Here is a 19451-nt window from a genome sequence, read left to right on the forward strand (position 1 = left end):
GAAATTATAGTAATGGCTTTGTATTACTAAACAGTGCTGAGGTTGAAGATAACGGTTTTTACTCGTTATTCATACTAATAGCCAGTATCTGTCTTTATTATTAATGACACATTTTTATCAATCAGACAAATGCAATTGCTATATTAGCAATATCTCGCTAATAATGTTGCACTCTTCAGACGCCGATTGATAAATAGTTTGTGCTGCAAGGCAATACAAGATACTTGTATGCTAGGAAGATGCAACAGCCATGCCAACCTAGCTAGTTTCATTACTCTAGGTCATCATATTTTTAATTTATTACTAATAAATACAGTTAGTTAAATAAAATACAGTCTAATCTTCCAGAAAAAATATTGTCTCACATTTGCTTCTAACAATGAATATCGACGATTCAATATCATAATATTAGCATCATAATAGTGCATAGATAAGAATATATTTAGTGCACGTGCACCATATTGGAACATTTACAAATATTTTTTGAAAATATACTTTTTTTAGCAGCGGTAATGGTGCCAAGTTGCCGTTCCATTAACGATTAAACATACTTTTATCTAGCGACATTCAATCTATAGAATCATCACATTTGATAGACGACAAAATAATGTTAATATAATGATGCCATAAAATCTTTAACATTAAGTGACATAGCAAACTGCCATACAAATTTATTAATCAACACCAACAGTAAACATCTCAATAAGTTGAAGCCCTCATGATTCTGATGATCGATAACTACGACAGCTTTACATATAATATTGTACAGTACTTCGGTGAATTGCAGCAGGACATCACCGTTTGTCGTAATGATGAGATTAGCATTGAGCAAATAAAAGCGCTTGCGCCTGACGTCATCGTTATCGGTCCTGGACCTTGCACCCCTGATAGCGCCGGCATCTCACTTGAATTGATTGATACTTTTAAAGGCATGATACCAATACTGGGTATCTGCTTGGGTCACCAAGCTATTGGACAGGCGTTTGGCGGTAACATAGTCAAAGCAAGCGAAGTGATGCACGGACGCTTATCTGGTATTTACCATAATGGAGAGGGTGTGTTTATGGATTTACCCAATCCTGCACAGTTTACCCGCTATCATTCACTGGTTATTGATAAATCAAGCTTACCTGATGGCTTTGAGGTCACTGCTTGGACCCAACATATCGATGGCAGCATAGAAGAAATCATGGGTATTCGTCACCGTGACTTTGCCATTGAAGGGGTACAGTTTCATCCTGAATCTATTTTAAGTGAGGCTGGCTATCAGCTGCTTAATAACTTTTTACGAGCGCATAATTTGGCTGTTATAGACACCGATAACTTGCCACAGGTGGGCTAGCCGCTAGAAATTATCTAAAAATTTAAAATAATAATAAGTGAGAATATGATGACCACTGCTCCTTTGCAGAATGTACTTTCAAACGTAACCCGTACGCCAGAAGATATCCATCAGCTGTCAGATGACAGTATCCATGAGCTACTAACCACCGCATTAGGTAGGATTTTTCAACACATTGATCTGACCTTTGATGAGATGTATCAAGTGATGCTAATCATCATGCAAGGCAGATGTAGTGATGCCATGATGGGTGCTATTTTGACCGGTCTGCGTATGAAAGGCGAATCAATCGATGAGATTACCGCCTCAGCAAGTGCTATGCGTGCATTAGCGTCAAATATCGCCCCAAAAGACTGTGACTATATGGTCGATATCGTTGGTACAGGTGGTGATGGTGCCAACTTATTTAATGTCTCTACAGCGGCAGCGTTGGTAGCAGCAGCAGCAGGTGCACAAGTTGCCAAACATGGTAACCGCGGTGTTTCAAGCAAATCTGGTAGCTCGGACTTGCTTGAGCAAGCTGGTATCAGTCTATCGCTGACGCCTGAGCAAGCGCAAGCCTGTATCGAAGACCAAGGTATTGGCTTTTTATTTGCGCCAAACCACCATAGTGCCATGCGTTATGCCAATCCAGTACGCCGTGAGCTAAAATCTAGAACGATTTTTAATATTTTAGGTCCACTCACCAACCCTGCTGGTACGCCCAATTTGGTGATTGGCGTTTTTACCGCGCAATTATGTGAACCTTTAGCAAAGGTCATGAAAAATCTAGGCGCGCGCCATGTGATGGTCGTCGGTGCAAAAGATGGTTTGGATGAAATAAGTCTCGCAACCTCGACTACGGTGGCTGAATTAAAAGATGGTGAAATTTCTGTCTATGATATGATGCCAGAGGATGCAGGTATTGATTCACAAACCTTGATTGGGCTTGATGTTGACTCACCAGCGCAAAGCCTTGAGCTAATACGTGCCGCTTTGTCAGGCACAGAGACACATGAACGATCAGTGCTTAAAGCGCGCGATATGATTGCGTTAAATGCAGGCGCAGCGATATATACTGCAGGACTTGCAAGCAACTATCCAAACGGTGTGAGCCGAGCACAAAAAATTATCCAAAATGGCGAGGCTTTAGTGAAGCTTGAGTCTTTGGCACAATATACGCAGCAATTGGCAGCCAATGCTTAACTTATAAGTACATAAACCTAGCCATCATAGACTATTTATCTTTAACCATATTTGGATACCGCCATGACTACTAACAAAACAGTTGGCTCACATATTCCTTCAGTATTACAACGTATTGTTGCTACCAAACATGAAGAGGTTGCTGCTGCTCGTAATCTGTTATCACTTGAGGACTTACAAGCGAAAGTCGCGGCAGATAAACAACCTCGTCGCGGTTTTGCCAGTGCCTTGCGCGCCGCTAATATCGGTATTATTGCTGAGATAAAAAAAGCCTCACCTTCTAAAGGTATTATCAATCACAACTTTGCGCCAGCTTTATTTGCTAAGCAGTATGAGCAATCAGGCGCAAGCTGTCTGTCTGTATTGACAGATCGCGATTACTTCCAAGGTGATGATAGCTACTTGGTCCAAGCACGTGAAGCTTGTGATCTGCCGATATTACGTAAAGATTTTATGATTGATGTCTATCAGATTTATCAGTCATATTTACTTGGTGCAGATTGTATATTACTGATTATGGCGTGCCTTGATGACGTACAGGCGAAAGAGCTACATGCGCTTAGCATCGAGCTTGGTATGGATGTGTTGATAGAAGTGCATACGGCAGAAGAGCTTGAACGTGCCCTACAACTGCCACATTCAGAGCACAATATCTACGGTATCAATAACCGTGACTTAAATACCTTTGATGTGGATTTGCAGACGACACTTGATTTAAAGAACGCCCTATTACGCGAGCTTGCTATTGATGATGCATTTTCTGCTAACCCTAATGATAGCTTGCTACGACCGCTCATCGTAACCGAAAGTGGCATTCACAGCAGTAACGATATCCGCATGATGCTAAGCCATAATATTCAGCACTTTTTAATCGGGGAGCAATTTATGAAAACCGATCATCCTGGACAAGCATTACAATCCTTACTTGCGAGCGTCGCAGCACAGGCGTAAAGTAAGTGAGATAGTTTAGATAAAGCCAATATGAAAATAGTCATTATCTTTATTACTTACTCAATTAATCATTTATTCACTAACCAACGATACATTAATTATTATGTCAAACTCTCTATTTTCAAAAGAAATGCAAGACCAACTTAAAGAGCTTAAAGGTCAATTGAGTAAAGGTCGTGATACCGTGTCACCTGATGGCGACGACGGTAAGCCCACTGAGCCTGTCTCGCTATTGACTCAAAAGCAAGTTAAAAAAACCGTCAAACAGATGGATAGCGAACATATCGATGATGATAAAGTCTTGTTCATGCAAGCAATGAATGGTGTCAATCAACTCGACGATAAAAACGTACGTTCACCTGCCAATGCAGCAAAAGCCAAAAAGCCTGATGCAGCGACACTGTCTAAGCGTGCAGCCGCTCAAGGTGGCGAAGCAAGCGACTTGGGCGCTGGTTTATCAGATATGCAGGCTTTATTGAACCCTGTTGCTGGTGAAGCCTACTTATCTTATAAAAACCCTACCTTACAAAACAAAATTTTTACCCAGCTAAAACAAGGTAAATTACGTTGGTACGATGCTGTAGATATTCATGGCTGCACTATTGAAGAAGCACGTGTAGCGATGACCCAACTACTCAGCCAAGCAAAGCAAAACAATGAAACATCGGTAAAAATCGTCCATGGTAAAGGTAGTGAAGCGATTCTAAAAACTTGCGTCAACGGTTGGTTACGTCAATTACCAGAAGTGTTGGCATTTTGCTCAGCCCCGCCAAAAGATGGTGGCAATGGCGCTGTATTGGTATTATTAAAAAAGAATAAGCCTGATAGCGAGTAAGCTCTTTGGTTTAGGAACAAAAAAGGACTGCAAATAAGCAGTCTTTTTTTATAGCTGTATTTAACCTATATTCAGTAGGTAAATTTAATTATTTAGGACAAGTCTCTCATGGACGTACAAAATACTGAAATAATAAAAACCGTTAAAACAATTGAAAATAATGAACAGCTCAAACTTCACATCGATGCACTTATTGCTATTGAACCAAAATTTGCTCCTATCTATGAGCAAGTAGGTGCTCCAGACTTAAGACGTAATACTGGCGGCTTTGAGCAGCTAGTGAGAGCGATAGTTGGTCAACAGCTATCTGTAGTGGCGGCTTCCAGCATTTGGAAAAAACTGCTTGATGCTAACCTCACCTCACCGCAAACGATTATTCAGGTAGAAGATGATATATTGCGAACACAAGGGTTATCTAAGCAAAAAATTCGTTATACGCGCTCATTGGTTGAACATGATATCGACTTTGAAGCATTAACCACCATAAGTGATAAAGAAGTGCTTGAGATACTCACTGCCGTCATTGGTATTGGCTGTTGGACGGCTGAAATGTACTTATTATTCTCTTTAGGACGAGCTGATGTACTGGCGGTCGATGACTTGGCGATTAAAGTCGCAGCGATGGATTTGCTAGGTCTAGCAGAACGTCCAACACCAAAACAATTAAAAATGGCGACCAAAGATTGGTCGCCACATCGGAGTGCTGCTAGCTTACTACTATGGTCACACTACGGCTGGCTAAATAATAGAAAAGCAGTGCCTTTATAATAGGCTATCTTACTAAATGCTTCATACTTTAGGGAATCTAAAGCTCTTTTTAACCTGCTTGAACTTTAGTTTTGCTAAATTATAACCACGATTTTTATGAATGCGTTTGTATCTATTGTCGATCATATCCTTTTTTAAGCCATCTTTGGGTTTATCTGCGGTCTGCTCATCATCAATAGTATCCACATCCTTGCTTAAACTAACGGCTTCAGGCTTATCATCAGCAGCATTTTTCTTGTCAACCGTCTCGCCTTCTTTACTTTCATGATCTAATTCAGCCTGAAGCTCTGGCTGCTTAACAATAAGCTGCTGTGTTGGCAGGGCATGCTCTACATCATACTTTCTAACTTGCATTAATAGATCAACAAATAACACATCTTGTTTTTCATAGAATTCGATGATACCAGTGGCATTGATATAGGCTTGCAATTGAATAATATAACAATCTTGACGCAGCTCTAAGATATTGACTTGGTTCCATTCTTGATTGGTTAATTCATGCTCATCCAAAAACGTATCCAAGTGCTTGACCATCTTAAACACAACATCAATATCAGCGGTACGCTTGATATATAGCTGATGCAAAAAGCGAAACATATCACGCGAGGTAAAGTTTTCAATTTGCATCGATGAAAAATCGCCATTAGGTACTGTGACGATAGTGCGAGTCAAAGTACGCACGCGCGATGAGCGAATACCAATATCGATGACGGTGCCTTCATAGGTACCAAACTTGCAATAATCACCGATACGTACGGGCGAATCTGCCACTACTACCACACTACCGACTAAGTTTTCGATGGTCTTTTGCGCACCTAATGCTAACGCTAAACCACCGACACCTAATGCCGCAATACCCGTCGTTAAGTCAAAGCCCAAGTTACCAAAAGTGACGATGACTGCAAATATCAATAACAGTGCTTTGACGACTTTGCGTAGTAGCCCCAAAATTGAGACCCGTTCAGTATAGTTTTTCTTATAGCTTAAGTTCACTGCACGGGTAAATAATGCATCGATAATGCGTAATAACAACCACGTTATCGCCACCCACGAAGCAATCTCGGCGAAACGGTTGACAGGCTCGCGCAGGGTCACTGACACGCCCGCATAAACCATCACCTCAGATAAAATCAGCGCCATAATCACCACCGCTAGCGGCAATATCACTTTATCTGGCAATGGTAGCGGTACATCACGGACACGAGGGTAAGTGATTTCTAATAAATGATACAGTAGCCATACTGCGATGTACGTGAACAAAAAACTACTGATAGTCATCATTAAAGCGGCTACCAAATCAGCCAACTGATAACCAAAAAGCTTTTTGCCTTCCAACGAGTCAATGGTATAACGAGAAACCAAAGTCGGCTCATAGTTCTCTATCGCCTCTGGTATTGAGCTGAGTGTATCGGTAGAAAACTGCCAATATTGCTCACCTTCTTTTGACACCACTCTTTCAAGTAATAGAGGAATGCTGGCATCACTGACTTTGATGACACCTACATTTTCTTGGCTTGGCGGTAGCTGATCGGTCAAATTGCCTTCAGGCGTATTATTAATCTGTAGATCAGCCTGAAAACGACCACCTGCATCGAGGGCTTGCTTGAACTGTCGTACAATGGTTGTGGGATTATCAGATTTAGATAGATTTAAGTAATTACTCGCCAGCAAATAATCATTTTCACCCAATGCTGCAATAAATCCTTGCACCGTATGCCGAGGCGTATCGCGTCCGAATGAATCAGGTATCGATGTGCCATCCCCTTCCTCAGTCTTAGTCCCACCCACACCCAGTATGCTCGTCTCAGCTGCCAACGCACTAGGCTGCGAGAGGATACTAAGTGCCATAGCAACGAGTAGTGTTATCACGATTAATGGTAACTTCATCAATGACATCGATAAAGATGGCACGGCAGTGGTATTCAGACGATGTTTAATAAACAAAACAAACCTCATGGCTTTATGAATGGCATAACGAAAAACGGGGAAAATCTGCCCTATAATAACAATTATGATGGTCAAAAATATCACTAGTGAACAAAAAAATGATAAATAGCTTGTCCCTTGCTTAAAACACTCAAAGATAGCTAATAGTGAATAATATTCACCCTATGATGAATAAACATTAGGTGAAAGTGGTTTATAAATGAGGTGCTTTTATAGATAATAACGCCATGTATTTTATTTATTACTTTTTGTAATTTTTAGCTGCTCAGATTTCACTTCTGTAACTTCTTTATTTGATTAATTTGGAATTCAACATGGTTTTATCACGTTCATCTTCAACCACTTATCTGCGGTTGTGTATTTTAAGCGCATTTGGCGCATTTGCTATGAGCGCTAACGCCGCTACTGACGTCAATGTCATCAGTGATAGCGAGCTACCACAAGTTGAGCTTGATAAAATTGTAGTCACCGCCACTCGTACACCGACTAAAACCAGCAATGTCATCTCCCAGACTCGTGTGATCGATAGCGAAGAATTGCAACGTTATCAAGGTCAAACCGTCACCGATATATTAAAGAATCAGCCTGGCATTAATATTACGCAAAGTGGCGGCATGGGCACAGCCAGTAATTTTTATATGCGTGGTTTTGATAGCAAGCAGGTATTGGTGCTTATCGACGGCATAAGATATGGCTCTATATCTTTAGGCAGTCCATCTCTGAATTTATTATCAGCCGATCAAATTGATCGCATCGAAATTCTATACGGTGCTTCAGGCTCAAGTATTTATGGTTCTGATGCCATGGGCGGGGTTATCCAAATCTTCACTAAGGGCAATAGCGTAGAACAGTCCAATGTTTCCACGACCGTTGGTTACGGCAGTAATGATCATTATCAAGTTGGCGTAACAGGTCAGCTTAAAAATGATACTTCGTCATTGAGCTTAGGTGTCAGTCGTAATAAAACAGACGGTTTTAATGCGATTGCTAAAGCTAGTTCTAATTCTACTCCTAATGATTACAATGCGGACGATGATGGTTTTAAGTCTACCAATGCGAGCATGGCATTACGTCACAAGTTCACTAACGAGCTAAGTGCAGGAATTAGCGGCTTATATTCAGACTCTACGACTGAATTCGACTCAGCTGGCACTATTATCCCTAATGCTTACTCTGATCAAAAAAACGGTAGCGCTAACGCATATTTGCAATATCAAACCCCAATGACGCTGACTAAACTAAGTTATGGTCAAAGTATTGATAAATCGACCTCCCATGATAACAACTCTATTAACTATCAAGAAGGCAGTCAGTTCGATACTACGCAAGAGCAAGCACGCTTAGAGACCAGTATTAACGCCCAACCTGGTATAGTGATCGTTGGTGCAGAATGGTTATCGCAAAAACTAAAGGCATCAGATGTTTTAGATTTTTCAGGTTTTCCTGCCCCTCCTGTTCAAACCGCTTATACTCCTGACGATAGAACAGTGAAAAGTGCTTTCGTTGGTTATCAGTTATCAGAGTCTTATTATGACCTGCAAGCCAACTATCGTGTAGATGACAACTCGCAGTATGGTAATGAAAGCACTTATAATCTAGGAGCAGCTATACGTCCATTGGCTGGCATGCGTATCGGTGCAAACTATGCCACTGGGTTTCGTGCACCGACCTTTAATGACTTATACTTCCCAGGCTATAATAATCCAGACTTAAAACCTGAAACCAGTAAAAACACTGAAGTGTTCGTTGAATATGCTAATAATATGCAAACTTCACGTTTAACTGGCTATCACACTGATGTTGAAGATTTGATTGGTGGCAACACTAACACTGCTGAAGCAAAAATCAAAGGCGTAAGTTTAACCTCAGACTGGAATGTAAGCTCCTTTATATTTGGTTTAGGTTATGACTATTTAGATGCGAAGAACAAAACCAGAACTGATGCTAACTTTGATCAACAACTTCCCTACCGTCCTAAAAATAGTGGTTTAGTTTATATCGGTTATCAGCAACCTATGTTCGATGTTCGCCTCGAAGCAAAACATAGTGATGATAGACTGACTACCGAAAACAAGGAACTTGATAGCTATACGCTACTTAACTTAAGCGGCAGCGCCTATATCACTCCCAATCTTCGTGCTAACGTGCGTGTAGATAATATCACTGATGAAGATTACACCCTTGCTAGCCAGTTCGGTAATGAATATGCCACAGACGGTACAAGTTATTTCACCTCACTAACTTATAACTGGTTCTAAGTTCATTTAGCACTAATTAAAAATTAGATTATAAATAATTAAGGCTGTCAATCGACAGCCTTTTTTTATGCTAATAAATACCACAAGTGCTTACTATTTATATCAGCCAATAGGTGACAAATTATCTATCATCAATTACAATAACGACCTCCGAGAGGTGTTGCACCATATGAATTGATGGTTACGTTTACGCTCTATAAACAAACTAAGCTGATTAATTCGTCATGTTAGGCTCGGTAACTGTTAACTCCCATACTTTGGTCGTTAACAGCGCAAATAACGGCACCTGCGTTATTATTCTTTTTATCATACATTAACCACTGATAGGAGCATATTATGGACGCAGTGTCTAACACCCCATCTGCCCATACGATCAATCCCTCGTTCACTGACTACAAAGTCGCCGACATCAGCCTTGCTGATTACGGCCGCCGTGAAATCACGCTTGCCGAAGCTGAAATGCCTGCCCTTATGGGTTTGCGTCGTCGCTACGAAGCCGATCAACCGCTTAAAGGCGCAAAAATCGCTGGCTGTATCCACATGACCATCCAAACTGCGGTACTTATCGAGACACTAGTCGCGCTAGGTGCTGAAGTACGCTGGACTTCATGTAATATCTTCTCAACCCAAGACCATGCTGCTGCTGCGATTGCTGCTGCTGGTATCTCTGTTTATGCCTGGAAAGGCGAAACTGAAGAAGAGTACGAGTGGTGCTTACGTCAACAAATCCACGTTGGTGGTGAAGAATCAGGTCAGCTTTGGGATGCTAACTTAATCTTAGATGACGGCGGTGATTTGACCGCATTGATTCATAATGATTATGCTGAATTGCTGGATAATATTCATGGTATCTCAGAAGAAACGACTACTGGTGTCCATCGTTTGGTTGAAATGCTAAATAAAGGCACGCTTAAAGTACCCGCTATTAACGTCAATGACGCGGTTACTAAGTCTAAAAATGACAACAAATACGGCTGCCGTCACAGCTTAAATGACGCTATCAAACGTGCAACCGATATGTTCCTTGCCGGTCGCCGCGCCTTAGTTATCGGTTATGGCGATGTTGGTAAAGGCTCTACGCAAAGCTTACGTCAAGAAGGTATGATTGTACGTGTGTCAGAAGTCGATCCTATCTGTGCCATGCAGGCTTGTATGGATGGCTTTGAAGTATTGTCACCTTATATCAACGGCGATAACACCGGCGGCGCAGAAAACATCAACACGCGTCTGTTAGAAGATACCGACATGATTGTTACCACTACTGGTAACTACCATGTTTGTGACAGACATATGCTTGCAGCATTGAAGCCTGGTGCAGTCGTTTGTAACATCGGTCATTTTGACACCGAAATTGACACCCAATTTATGCGTGACAACTGGCGCTGGGTTGAGATTAAGCCACAAGTGCATCAAATCTTCCGCTCAGACGACGAAAATGATTACTTGATTTTGCTTGCTGAAGGTCGTTTGGTGAATTTGGGTAACGCAACTGGTCACCCATCGCGTGTAATGGACGGCTCTTTTGCTAACCAAGTATTGGCGCAAATGTATCTGTATGAAGAAAAATTTGCTGACTTGCCAGCTGATACACGTACTGACAACTTATACGTCAAAGTTTTACCGAAAAAGCTAGACGAAGAAGTTGCCGCTGCGATGGTTGCTGGCTTTAATGGTACGCTAACTAAGCTAACTAGCAAGCAAGCTGAGTATTTAGGCGTACCTGTTGAAGGTCCATTTAAGCCTGACGCTTATAAATACTAAAAGGAGCCAGACTGTGACTAAGCCTGCTTTCTCCTTTGAGTTTTTCCCAGCCAAAACCGAGCAAGGACACGAAAAGCTCCTCAGCACTTATGATGAGCTGAATAAGCTGTCACCTGCGTACTTTTCGGTGACCTATGGTGCTGGTGGTTCAACTCGTAGCCGCACTTTAGATATCGTCCAAGCCTTATGCGCGCGCGGTGAGACTGATATTGCACCCCATATGTCTTGTATTGGCGATGATAAAAGTGAAATTGCCGAGTTACTTGAGCATTACAAAAGCTTGGGCATCAAACGTTTGGTCGCATTACGTGGCGATTTGCCTTCAGGTCAAGTAGGCATGGGTGAGCTGCCGTTTGCATTAGATTTGGTCAAGTTCATCCGTGAGCATTCGGGCGATCATTTCCATATCGAAGTAGCCGCCTATCCTGAAATGCATCCACAAGCGCGTAGCTTTAAGCTTGATATCGACAACTTGGTCAATAAATATCAAGCTGGCGCCAATGCTTCGATTACCCAGTTTTTCTACAACGCTGATAGCTACTTGTATCTTCGTGAGAGCTTAGAAAAACGCGGTATTGATACCGTAGCACAGCCATTGGTTGCTGGCATTATGCCAATCACCAACTCTAGCAATCTGATGCGTTTTGCTGACAGCTGTGGCGCCGATATCCCACGTTATGTGCGTAAGCAATTGGCTGACTTTGGTGATGATAGTAAGGCGATTCGCGAGTTTGGCTTTGAAGTGGTCTATCGTCTGTGTGAGCGTTTAATTAGCGAGGGCGTACCTGCCATGCATTTTTATAGCATGAATAAGGTTGAGCCAAACAAGCGCTTAATTGAAGCCTTAGGCTTGATTGCTTAAATATTTACCGAATGTATTGCTTAATGACTGGCGTTCCTAGGAGCGCCAGTCTTTTTTGGTATGGGAATTGCAGTTATGCGAATTCCATTATTGACAATCCCTTTACCCACTCAAATGATATTCTGCTAAGATATTGAAAAATATCATGACCCCCATTATAGGAATAAGTAATTTTGCGACGTTTCTTTTATGCCACTAATAGCAACATTAGTAATGACGTTACCAATGAAAAGGCTGCGACCTACCCTCAGCTTAGCACCTTGCCTATCGGTGCCAGCGTCGAATTAACTGAAAGTATCGTCCATCATTGGTGCCGTGTATTACGAGCAACTATTGGTGACCAAGGTGTTTTGTTTGATGGCTTTGGCGGTGAATATCAGGTACAGCTCGATACCATCAGTAAAAAAAACGCGACTGTGACCCTGCTTTCTCACACAAATAATGATAATAGTGCACCCATATTTACCAAAATCGGGCTGGTAATGAGTCGTGGCGAACGGATGGATTACGCCATTCAAAAATCTACCGAGCTTGGCGTCACTGCCATCCAATTGCTAAGCAGTCATCATGGCGAGGTCAATCTGAAGCCTGCCCAAGTCGAAAAAAAGCTTGCTCATTGGCAGCAGGTTGCCATTGCCGCGTGTGAGCAATGCGGTCTTAACCGTCCACCGCTTATTATTGCGCCTATTCCCATTAACGATTGGCTTAAGCCTATCACAACGACCACGCTTGTAAAGATAGAAGCGACTATCAGCTCTATGGTTACCACCCTTAGTCAGGATGCTTATTATCAAGTATTACAACAACCCGCTGATTTGCGTCTACAGCTTAGTGTACCAGCGGCAGGACAACCTGCTATGCCTGATTCGCTACTATCGGTATTACAGCAACCAGTGCCTTATATTGAATTGTTGATTGGTCCTGAAGGTGGCCTAAGTACTGACGAATGCGCTCAAGCAGCAGACGTTGGTTTTGAGCCTTGGCAAATTGGCACAAGGGTATTACGAACAGAAACTGCCCCAGTAGTCGCCTTGGCAACATTGCAAGCACTGTTGCCATGTGTCAATCCTTAGTAGCAGTGCAAAGCGTCATATAGTCAGTTCACAATAAAAGATACAAATGAAATAGCGTTTTACTGAGACAAATTTCGCTTGCTGTGCACTACGCGTATGAGCACCAGATTCTTCAAAAATTTGTCCTAGTAGCACTGCATCTTTCTAAACTGCACTGATTACATTAAAACAGCGCTAATTGCCAATACGAAAAGCTCTCTTTATCGATTTACCTCTATTTTATGAGTTCATTTATGACTGCTTTTACACCAATGCCACTGGCGGATAAACAGCAATTATTGGTCAAACTTTGTGAACAATATGAAGATGCTATCTTTATATTGGATGCAAATTTGTATTATTTATCGGTCAATGCAACTTATGAGCGCATGATCGGTTATACGGAAGATTTTTTACTTGGGCGTCCACTTGGTATATACGCGGCTGAATTTTTATCAGAAGAAGAAAGATCTATTCTAGTAGATATTGCTGAACACTTAGACAGTCAAGGTTTTTATGAAAACGACTTTTCAATGCCAAATCGCTACGGAGAGCTTCTAGATTGTTATATGACCTATCGAAAAATAAAAATAGGTCATACTACTTATTACGTTGGTATGGTTAGAGATATGTCTGCCGTGGTAAAAAATAAAAAACAAGTCGCACACTTGTTAAACTACGACCAATTAACTGAACTGCCTAACCGCAAAGTATTTTTGAGCCAAACTAGCGATTTGTTACTGGATAGCTATCAAGAAGTTATCATTGTACGTTTAAATATTGATCGCTATCGCAGCCTTGCAAGCTTACTAGGTCCCGATGGTATCAATAGCTTAATAAAAAAATTTGTGACACGCATCAAAGACCTGAAACTTGGTTGTTTGCGCTGTTTCTCTCATTTTGGCGGTGATGATTTTGCTTTACTGTTTGAGTGTAGTGATGCCAATATGGTGCGCCATCAACTAGATATTTTAATGCAAATGTGTGAGCGTCCTTTCTTTATTAGTGATAATGGAGCCACAAATACCGAGGTGTATTGTCATGTCTCTGTCGGGGTCAGTTACTATCCTGAAAATGATAATGAGTTTATCGGCTTATTAACCAAAGCTGAAAGAGCATTAAATTATGTCAAGCAGCAAGGTGGCGACGATGTCTTTTGGTATAACAACTCCCTTCTTGAGCTCAATGCTGATCATTTACAATTAGAATATGAGCTTAAAAGAGCCACTAACGAAGGTCAGTTTGTCGCCTATTATCAACCCAAATTCGCCCTAGATACAGGTGATATTTCAGGCTTTGAAGCTTTGGTACGCTGGCAGCATCCCATTCGCGGATTGCTGCAACCTATTGATTTTATTGATGCCATTATATCTCACAAGTTATCGCTTGAGTTGTTCTCTCAAGTGGCAACCCAAATCGCTGAACAATTAACCATTTGGCAAAAACTTGGCTTTGACCAACATATTTGTATCAATGCAGATGCCGCTGAATTCAGCAATCCAGAATTTTTTGATGTGGTCAGTAATTTACTGGCACAGCATCAAATTGCAGCGCACCAATTACATATTGAGGTGACAGAATCTTCTTTGATGAAGCGCCACTCTAATGTTAAAGAACAGCTAAATTCGTTAAAAGCGCTAGGGGTTTGCTTGGCTTTAGATGACTTTGGTACCGGCTATGCTTCTTTGAGTTATCTGCAAGAATATCCCTTTGACTTCATTAAAATCGATAAAAGTTTTATCTCTAAAATTACCGCAGACAAAACTCAACATGCCATTGTTAACGCTATTTTAGCATTAGCAGAAGCACTGGATATGCAGGTCATCGCAGAAGGTATCGAAAACGAGCAACAGCGCGATTTGCTCTTGGCTATGGGTTGCCAGTATGGTCAAGGCTATTGGTTTGGCAAACCCATGTCTGCTGAAGTTACAACCAACATGTTAATGAAACAACATTTGTCCAAAAATAACAATGACTAGAGAGCGAGTATAAAACATCCTCATACCGTTCCTCTACCATATCGATAAACGCGCTTAGCGTGTAGGCTATATTGTACATAGGATGCAAGATAGGTTGATGACTTATCAGTATTGTCTCCAAACTTGTATATTTTCCAGTGAACGCCTATCTTTTACCAAGAATTTACAGATACGGTCTTAATTCTTTTCTCAATGTTATTTCATATGATCGGTATCGTTGTTTGTTAATAATGCAGACACACTCCATGCCAGCAAGATACTAGCAACTCAGACTTACAACAACAGTCGTCCCATCGCTGTCGGTCATACACCAAAAAAGGACAGGAAGTTATGCAATACAAAGCACCCTTACGTGATATTCAATTCGTGATGCATGAGTTACTTGACAGCGAAAGCCATTATAAAACCTTACCAGCGTTCCAAGAAGCAGATCGTGAGCTAATGGACAGTCTGTTTGAGATGGCCGCAAGCTTTGCTGAAAATGAGCTATCACCATTGAATCAAAGTGGTGATGCGGAAGGCTGCCAGTTTGACAATGGTCAAGTCACCACGCCAAAGGGTTTTAAAGAAGCATACAAAGCGTATTGTGAGCTTGGCTTCCCAGCCTTATCTGCTGAAGAAGACTTCGGTGGTCAAAACATGCCGTTTTCATTATCGACCGTCATTAATGAAATGGTTGGTACGGCTAACTGGTCATTCTCTATGTACCCTGGTTTATCTCATGGTGCCATTCAAACCATCGAGCATCACGGTACAGATGAGCAAAAGCAAACTTACCTAGAAAAAATGGTCAGCGGCGAATGGTCAGGTACCATGTGCTTAACTGAAGCTCATGCAGGTTCTGATTTGGGTATTATCCGCACCAAAGCCGAGCCTAAAGAAGATGGCAGTTATAGCATTACTGGTCAAAAAATCTTTATTTCAGCTGGTGAGCATGACTTAACGGATAATATCATTCACATTGTATTGGCTCGTCTACCAGGCGCGCCTGCTGGTACAAAAGGCATCTCACTGTTTATCGTTCCTAAGGTAACAGTCAACGAAGATGGCAGCCTAGGTGAAAACAATAACGTCGTTTGTGGCTCTATCGAACACAAAATGGGCATCAAAGCTTCAGCCACTTGCGTGATGAATTTTGATGGCGCAACAGGTTATCTAATTGGCCCAGAAAACCGTGGTCTACAGTGCATGTTTACCTTTATGAACGTGGCGCGTATTGGTACCGCAGTTCAAGGTTTGACAGCAGCAGAATATGCGTTCCAAGGCTCATTAACTTATGCCAAAGATCGTCTAGCGATGCGTTCATTATCTGGTGTCAAAGCCCCTGAAAAAGTAGCTGACCCTATCATTGTACATCCAGCGGTTCGTAACATGCTGTTGACTGAAAAAGCTTTTGCTGAAGGTGGCCGTGCTTTAGTCTATTACCTCTCACATTTTGCCGATACTGTCGCAAAAGGCGAAGGCGATGCGCTTAAATTTGCTGACCAAATGCTGTCATTATTGACGCCTATTGCCAAAGCATTCTTGACTGAAACTGGTCTAGAAGCGGCTAACCATGGCGTACAGGTTTATGGTGGTCATGGCTTTATCAGCGAATGGGGTATGGAGCAAAACGTGCGTGATACACGTATTGCATGTCTTTACGAAGGTACTACTGAAATCCAAGCACTCGATCTACTAGGTCGTAAAGTATTGGGCTCACAAGGCAAACTGCTTGCAAACTTCATCAAAATTATCCAGACATTCTGTGAAGAAAACAAAGAAAACGATGAGATGGGTCAGTTTATTCGCCCACTTGCCAAACATCTTAAAGAATGGGGCGATTTGACTGCACGTATCAGTATGCAAGCCACTGAAAATCCAGATGCAGTTGGCGGCGCGGCGGTCGATTATATGTATTTTAGCGGCTATGTGACGCTAGCCTACTTATGGGCACGCATGGCATTAGTGGCACAAACTGAACTTGCTAACGGTAGTAGCGAACAAGCATTCTACGATGCAAAAGTCAAAACCGCACAATTCTACTTTGCCAAACTGTTGCCACGTACCACCACTCACGTACAGCGTATCAGCACTGGTGTTGAGCCGTATATGAGCATGGATGTTGATCAATTTGCGTTTTAATTAACACCAAAAAATATTGATCGATCATTTTTTGTAGCGCTAAATAATGTATTTTCTATCGGCAACATACCAAGGTGTGTTGCCGATTTTATTTACTACCACTTAAAATCTGCCATAGTCATTTTTTAAATAAAATAATCCATACTTTTGGTGTACGCATAATTCACGAACAAATACACCCGTGCGCAAGCTAATTTGCTAAACTTTAATAATGAATATTAAGCCCAACTCAAAAGATCTCTTATAAATTTGTTCAACTCACTTTTATTTATTTGAACCAAAGGAATGTTTATGGCTGTTTATAATGCCCCTCTTAATGACATGCGCTTTATCTTAAATGATGTGTTTAACGCGCCTAAATTTTGGCAAAATAACGAGAATCTTGCTCATGTCGATATGGAAACGGTCGATATGATTTTGGAAGAAATGGCAAAACTGACAAAAAACGTTTTGTTACCTATCAACCGTAGCGGTGATGAAGAAGGCGCAACCTTCCAAGGTGATGGCGTCGTTACGACTCCAACTGGCTTTAAAGAAGCTTATAAGCAGTATGCTGAATCTGGCTGGGTTGGCTTAAGTGGTAATTCTGAATACGGTGGTCAAGGTTTCCCAAAAATGGTGACTATGCTGACTGAAGAAATGGTTTTTACCGCCAACCAATCATTCGCTCTCTACCCTAACCTGACCGTTGGTGCAACACTGTGCCTAAACGCGGCTGCCTCTGAAGAGCAAAAGCAAACTTACTTAGAGAAAATGTACAACGGCGAATGGGCTGGCACCATGTGCTTGACAGAGCCACATGCTGGTACTGACTTGGGTATCATCAAAACCAAAGCTATTCCTAATGATGACGGTAGCTATGATATCTCTGGTACCAAAATCTTTATCACTGGCGGTGAGCATGACCTAACTGACAATATCATTCATCTGGTACTGGCAAAAACCCCGAATGCGCCAGAAGGCTCAAAAGGCATCTCATTATTTGTTGTGCCAAAATTCTTGGTCAATGCAGATGGCAGCTTAGGCGAGCGCAATACCCTAGCAGTCGGCTCTATCGAGCATAAAATGGGTATCAAAGCCTCTGCCACTTGTGTGATGAACTTTGACAGCGCCAAAGGCTGGATGGTTGGTGCAGAAAATACTGGTCTGTCATCAATGTTCATTATGATGAACTATGAGCGTGTCACCATGGGTCTACAAGGGCTTGGTGGTTCTGAGCTTGCTTATCAAAACGCAGCACTATACGCCAATGACCGTGGTCAAGGTCGTAGCGATACCCAACTGCAAAGCCCAGAAAAACCAGCTGATGCCATCATTCATCATGCCGATGTACGCCGTATGCTATTAAATGCCAAAGCCAACACTGAAGCGTCACGCTGCTTTGCGATGTATGTTGCCAAAAACCTTGATGAAGAGAAGTTTAGTACCGATCCACAGGCCGCTCAAGCTGCTGCCGCACGTGTTGCACTATTGACGCCCGTGGCTAAAGCATTCTTGACCGACAAAGCACTAGAAGCCACTATTGATTGCCAGCAAGTATTTGGCGGTCATGGCTATATACGTGAATGGGGTATGGAGCAAATCGTTCGTGATACGCGTATCGCCCAGATCTATGAAGGTACTAATGGTATTCAAGCGCTTGATTTACTAGGTCGTAAAGTGGCGAAAAATAACGGCAAATACGTTACCCATTTCTTAGGTGAAATTCGTGATTTTGTCAATAATATGCAAGCAGAGCACGGTATCAAGCAAGCGACGCTAGATGCTGCTGATACAATTGAAGCACTAACCACAACGGTGCTCAATAATATTGGTGAGCGTAAGAATGAAATTAACGGTTGTGCGGTTGATTATATGCATGCCTTTGGTTACCTAGCCTACTCGTATATGTTTGCGTTGATGGTTGAGGCGGCCAATGGCAAAGAAGGTGATTTTTACACCAATAAAGCCAAGCTTGCTGATTATTTCGTTGGTCGTATCTTACCACGTATCGATGCCCATGCTCAGATGGTTGAAGCTGGTAGTGATCCGATGATGAACTTTGACCTGAATTACTTTGACGTACCTGCTAGCTAATTGGTTACTTTTATAATAAAGTAAGCCCTGCCGCACTATGATAAAGGGGACAGTCACGCTACTGTCCCTTTTTTTGCCAAAAATATCTTCATAAAATTGACACAATAGTCATCAAAATACCTGCTAACAAAATAGTTGACTATTGATGAGCCGTTACGATTAAAATAACGCAAAACCAGATGCCTTAAACTTAATAAAAATATACTAAAACTTATAAATGAGGGCGCAGTAAATTAACAAGCGGTAAATTAATAAAGATATGTATCGCAACAGTGATAATTACAGCCAGTCACTAAAAGAAGAAGATGTCT

General features: G+C 41.7%; 13 protein-coding genes. 12 read left to right on the forward strand and 1 reads right to left on the reverse strand.

Annotated elements, in window-relative coordinates; all coding sequences use genetic code 11:
• Positions 1-718 precede the first annotated feature (718 nt).
• From H0262_RS04885 to H0262_RS04905, 5 genes are all read left to right on the forward strand, one after another.
• On the forward strand, positions 719-1342 hold the full coding sequence (locus H0262_RS04885; RefSeq protein ID WP_181209906.1) for an aminodeoxychorismate/anthranilate synthase component II: 624 nt from the start codon (positions 719-721) through the stop codon (positions 1340-1342).
• Between the two features lie 45 nt (positions 1343-1387).
• Positions 1388-2527 (forward strand): anthranilate phosphoribosyltransferase, encoded by a 1140-nt coding sequence (gene trpD, locus H0262_RS04890; RefSeq protein ID WP_011513773.1) that lies wholly within the window; start codon positions 1388-1390, stop codon positions 2525-2527.
• A gap of 63 nt (positions 2528-2590) precedes the next feature.
• On the forward strand, positions 2591-3478 hold the full coding sequence (gene trpC, locus H0262_RS04895; RefSeq protein ID WP_149409451.1) for an indole-3-glycerol phosphate synthase TrpC: 888 nt from the start codon (positions 2591-2593) through the stop codon (positions 3476-3478).
• A gap of 103 nt (positions 3479-3581) precedes the next feature.
• A complete protein-coding gene (locus H0262_RS04900) occupies positions 3582-4313 on the forward strand; it encodes a Smr/MutS family protein (RefSeq protein WP_011513775.1) in 732 nt (243 codons plus the stop codon).
• Positions 4314-4421: 108 nt separating this feature from the next.
• Positions 4422-5081: a DNA-3-methyladenine glycosylase gene (locus H0262_RS04905; RefSeq protein WP_181209907.1), complete on the forward strand. Its 660-nt coding sequence runs from the start codon at positions 4422-4424 to the stop codon at positions 5079-5081.
• Between the two features lie 21 nt (positions 5082-5102).
• On the opposite strand, the gene H0262_RS04910 is transcribed toward H0262_RS04905, so the two are convergent.
• Positions 5103-7037 carry a mechanosensitive ion channel family protein gene (locus H0262_RS04910; RefSeq protein ID WP_181210153.1) on the reverse strand — a complete coding sequence of 645 codons (1935 nt, stop codon included), beginning with the start codon at positions 7035-7037 and terminating at the stop codon, positions 5103-5105.
• A 305-nt stretch (positions 7038-7342) separates the two neighbouring features.
• Between H0262_RS04910 and H0262_RS04915 the strand changes: the two genes are divergently transcribed.
• The 7 genes from H0262_RS04915 (at position 7343) to H0262_RS04945 (ending at position 19140) form a co-directional block, all read left to right on the forward strand.
• Positions 7343-9286: a TonB-dependent siderophore receptor gene (locus tag H0262_RS04915; protein WP_181209908.1), complete on the forward strand. Its 1944-nt coding sequence runs from the start codon at positions 7343-7345 to the stop codon at positions 9284-9286.
• Between the two features lie 336 nt (positions 9287-9622).
• The gene (gene ahcY / locus H0262_RS04920) at positions 9623-11047 is read left to right on the forward strand and encodes an adenosylhomocysteinase (protein ID WP_181209909.1); all 1425 of its coding nucleotides are present in this window, start codon (positions 9623-9625) and stop codon (positions 11045-11047) included.
• Positions 11048-11060: 13 nt separating this feature from the next.
• The gene (locus tag H0262_RS04925) at positions 11061-11909 is read left to right on the forward strand and encodes a methylenetetrahydrofolate reductase (protein ID WP_181209910.1); all 849 of its coding nucleotides are present in this window, start codon (positions 11061-11063) and stop codon (positions 11907-11909) included.
• Positions 11910-12082: 173 nt separating this feature from the next.
• The gene (locus H0262_RS04930) at positions 12083-12982 is read left to right on the forward strand and encodes a 16S rRNA (uracil(1498)-N(3))-methyltransferase (protein ID WP_181209911.1); all 900 of its coding nucleotides are present in this window, start codon (positions 12083-12085) and stop codon (positions 12980-12982) included.
• 233 nt (positions 12983-13215) lie between these two features.
• A complete protein-coding gene (locus H0262_RS04935) occupies positions 13216-14940 on the forward strand; it encodes a bifunctional diguanylate cyclase/phosphodiesterase (protein ID WP_259275408.1) in 1725 nt (574 codons plus the stop codon).
• Between the two features lie 330 nt (positions 14941-15270).
• Positions 15271-17064 (forward strand): acyl-CoA dehydrogenase C-terminal domain-containing protein, encoded by a 1794-nt coding sequence (locus tag H0262_RS04940; RefSeq protein ID WP_181209913.1) that lies wholly within the window; start codon positions 15271-15273, stop codon positions 17062-17064.
• A gap of 291 nt (positions 17065-17355) precedes the next feature.
• The gene (locus tag H0262_RS04945) at positions 17356-19140 is read left to right on the forward strand and encodes an acyl-CoA dehydrogenase C-terminal domain-containing protein (protein WP_181209914.1); all 1785 of its coding nucleotides are present in this window, start codon (positions 17356-17358) and stop codon (positions 19138-19140) included.
• Positions 19141-19451 lie beyond the last annotated feature (311 nt).

Source organism: Psychrobacter sp. D2 (assembly GCF_013608135.1).
GTDB lineage: Bacteria > Pseudomonadota > Gammaproteobacteria > Pseudomonadales > Moraxellaceae > Psychrobacter > Psychrobacter cryohalolentis.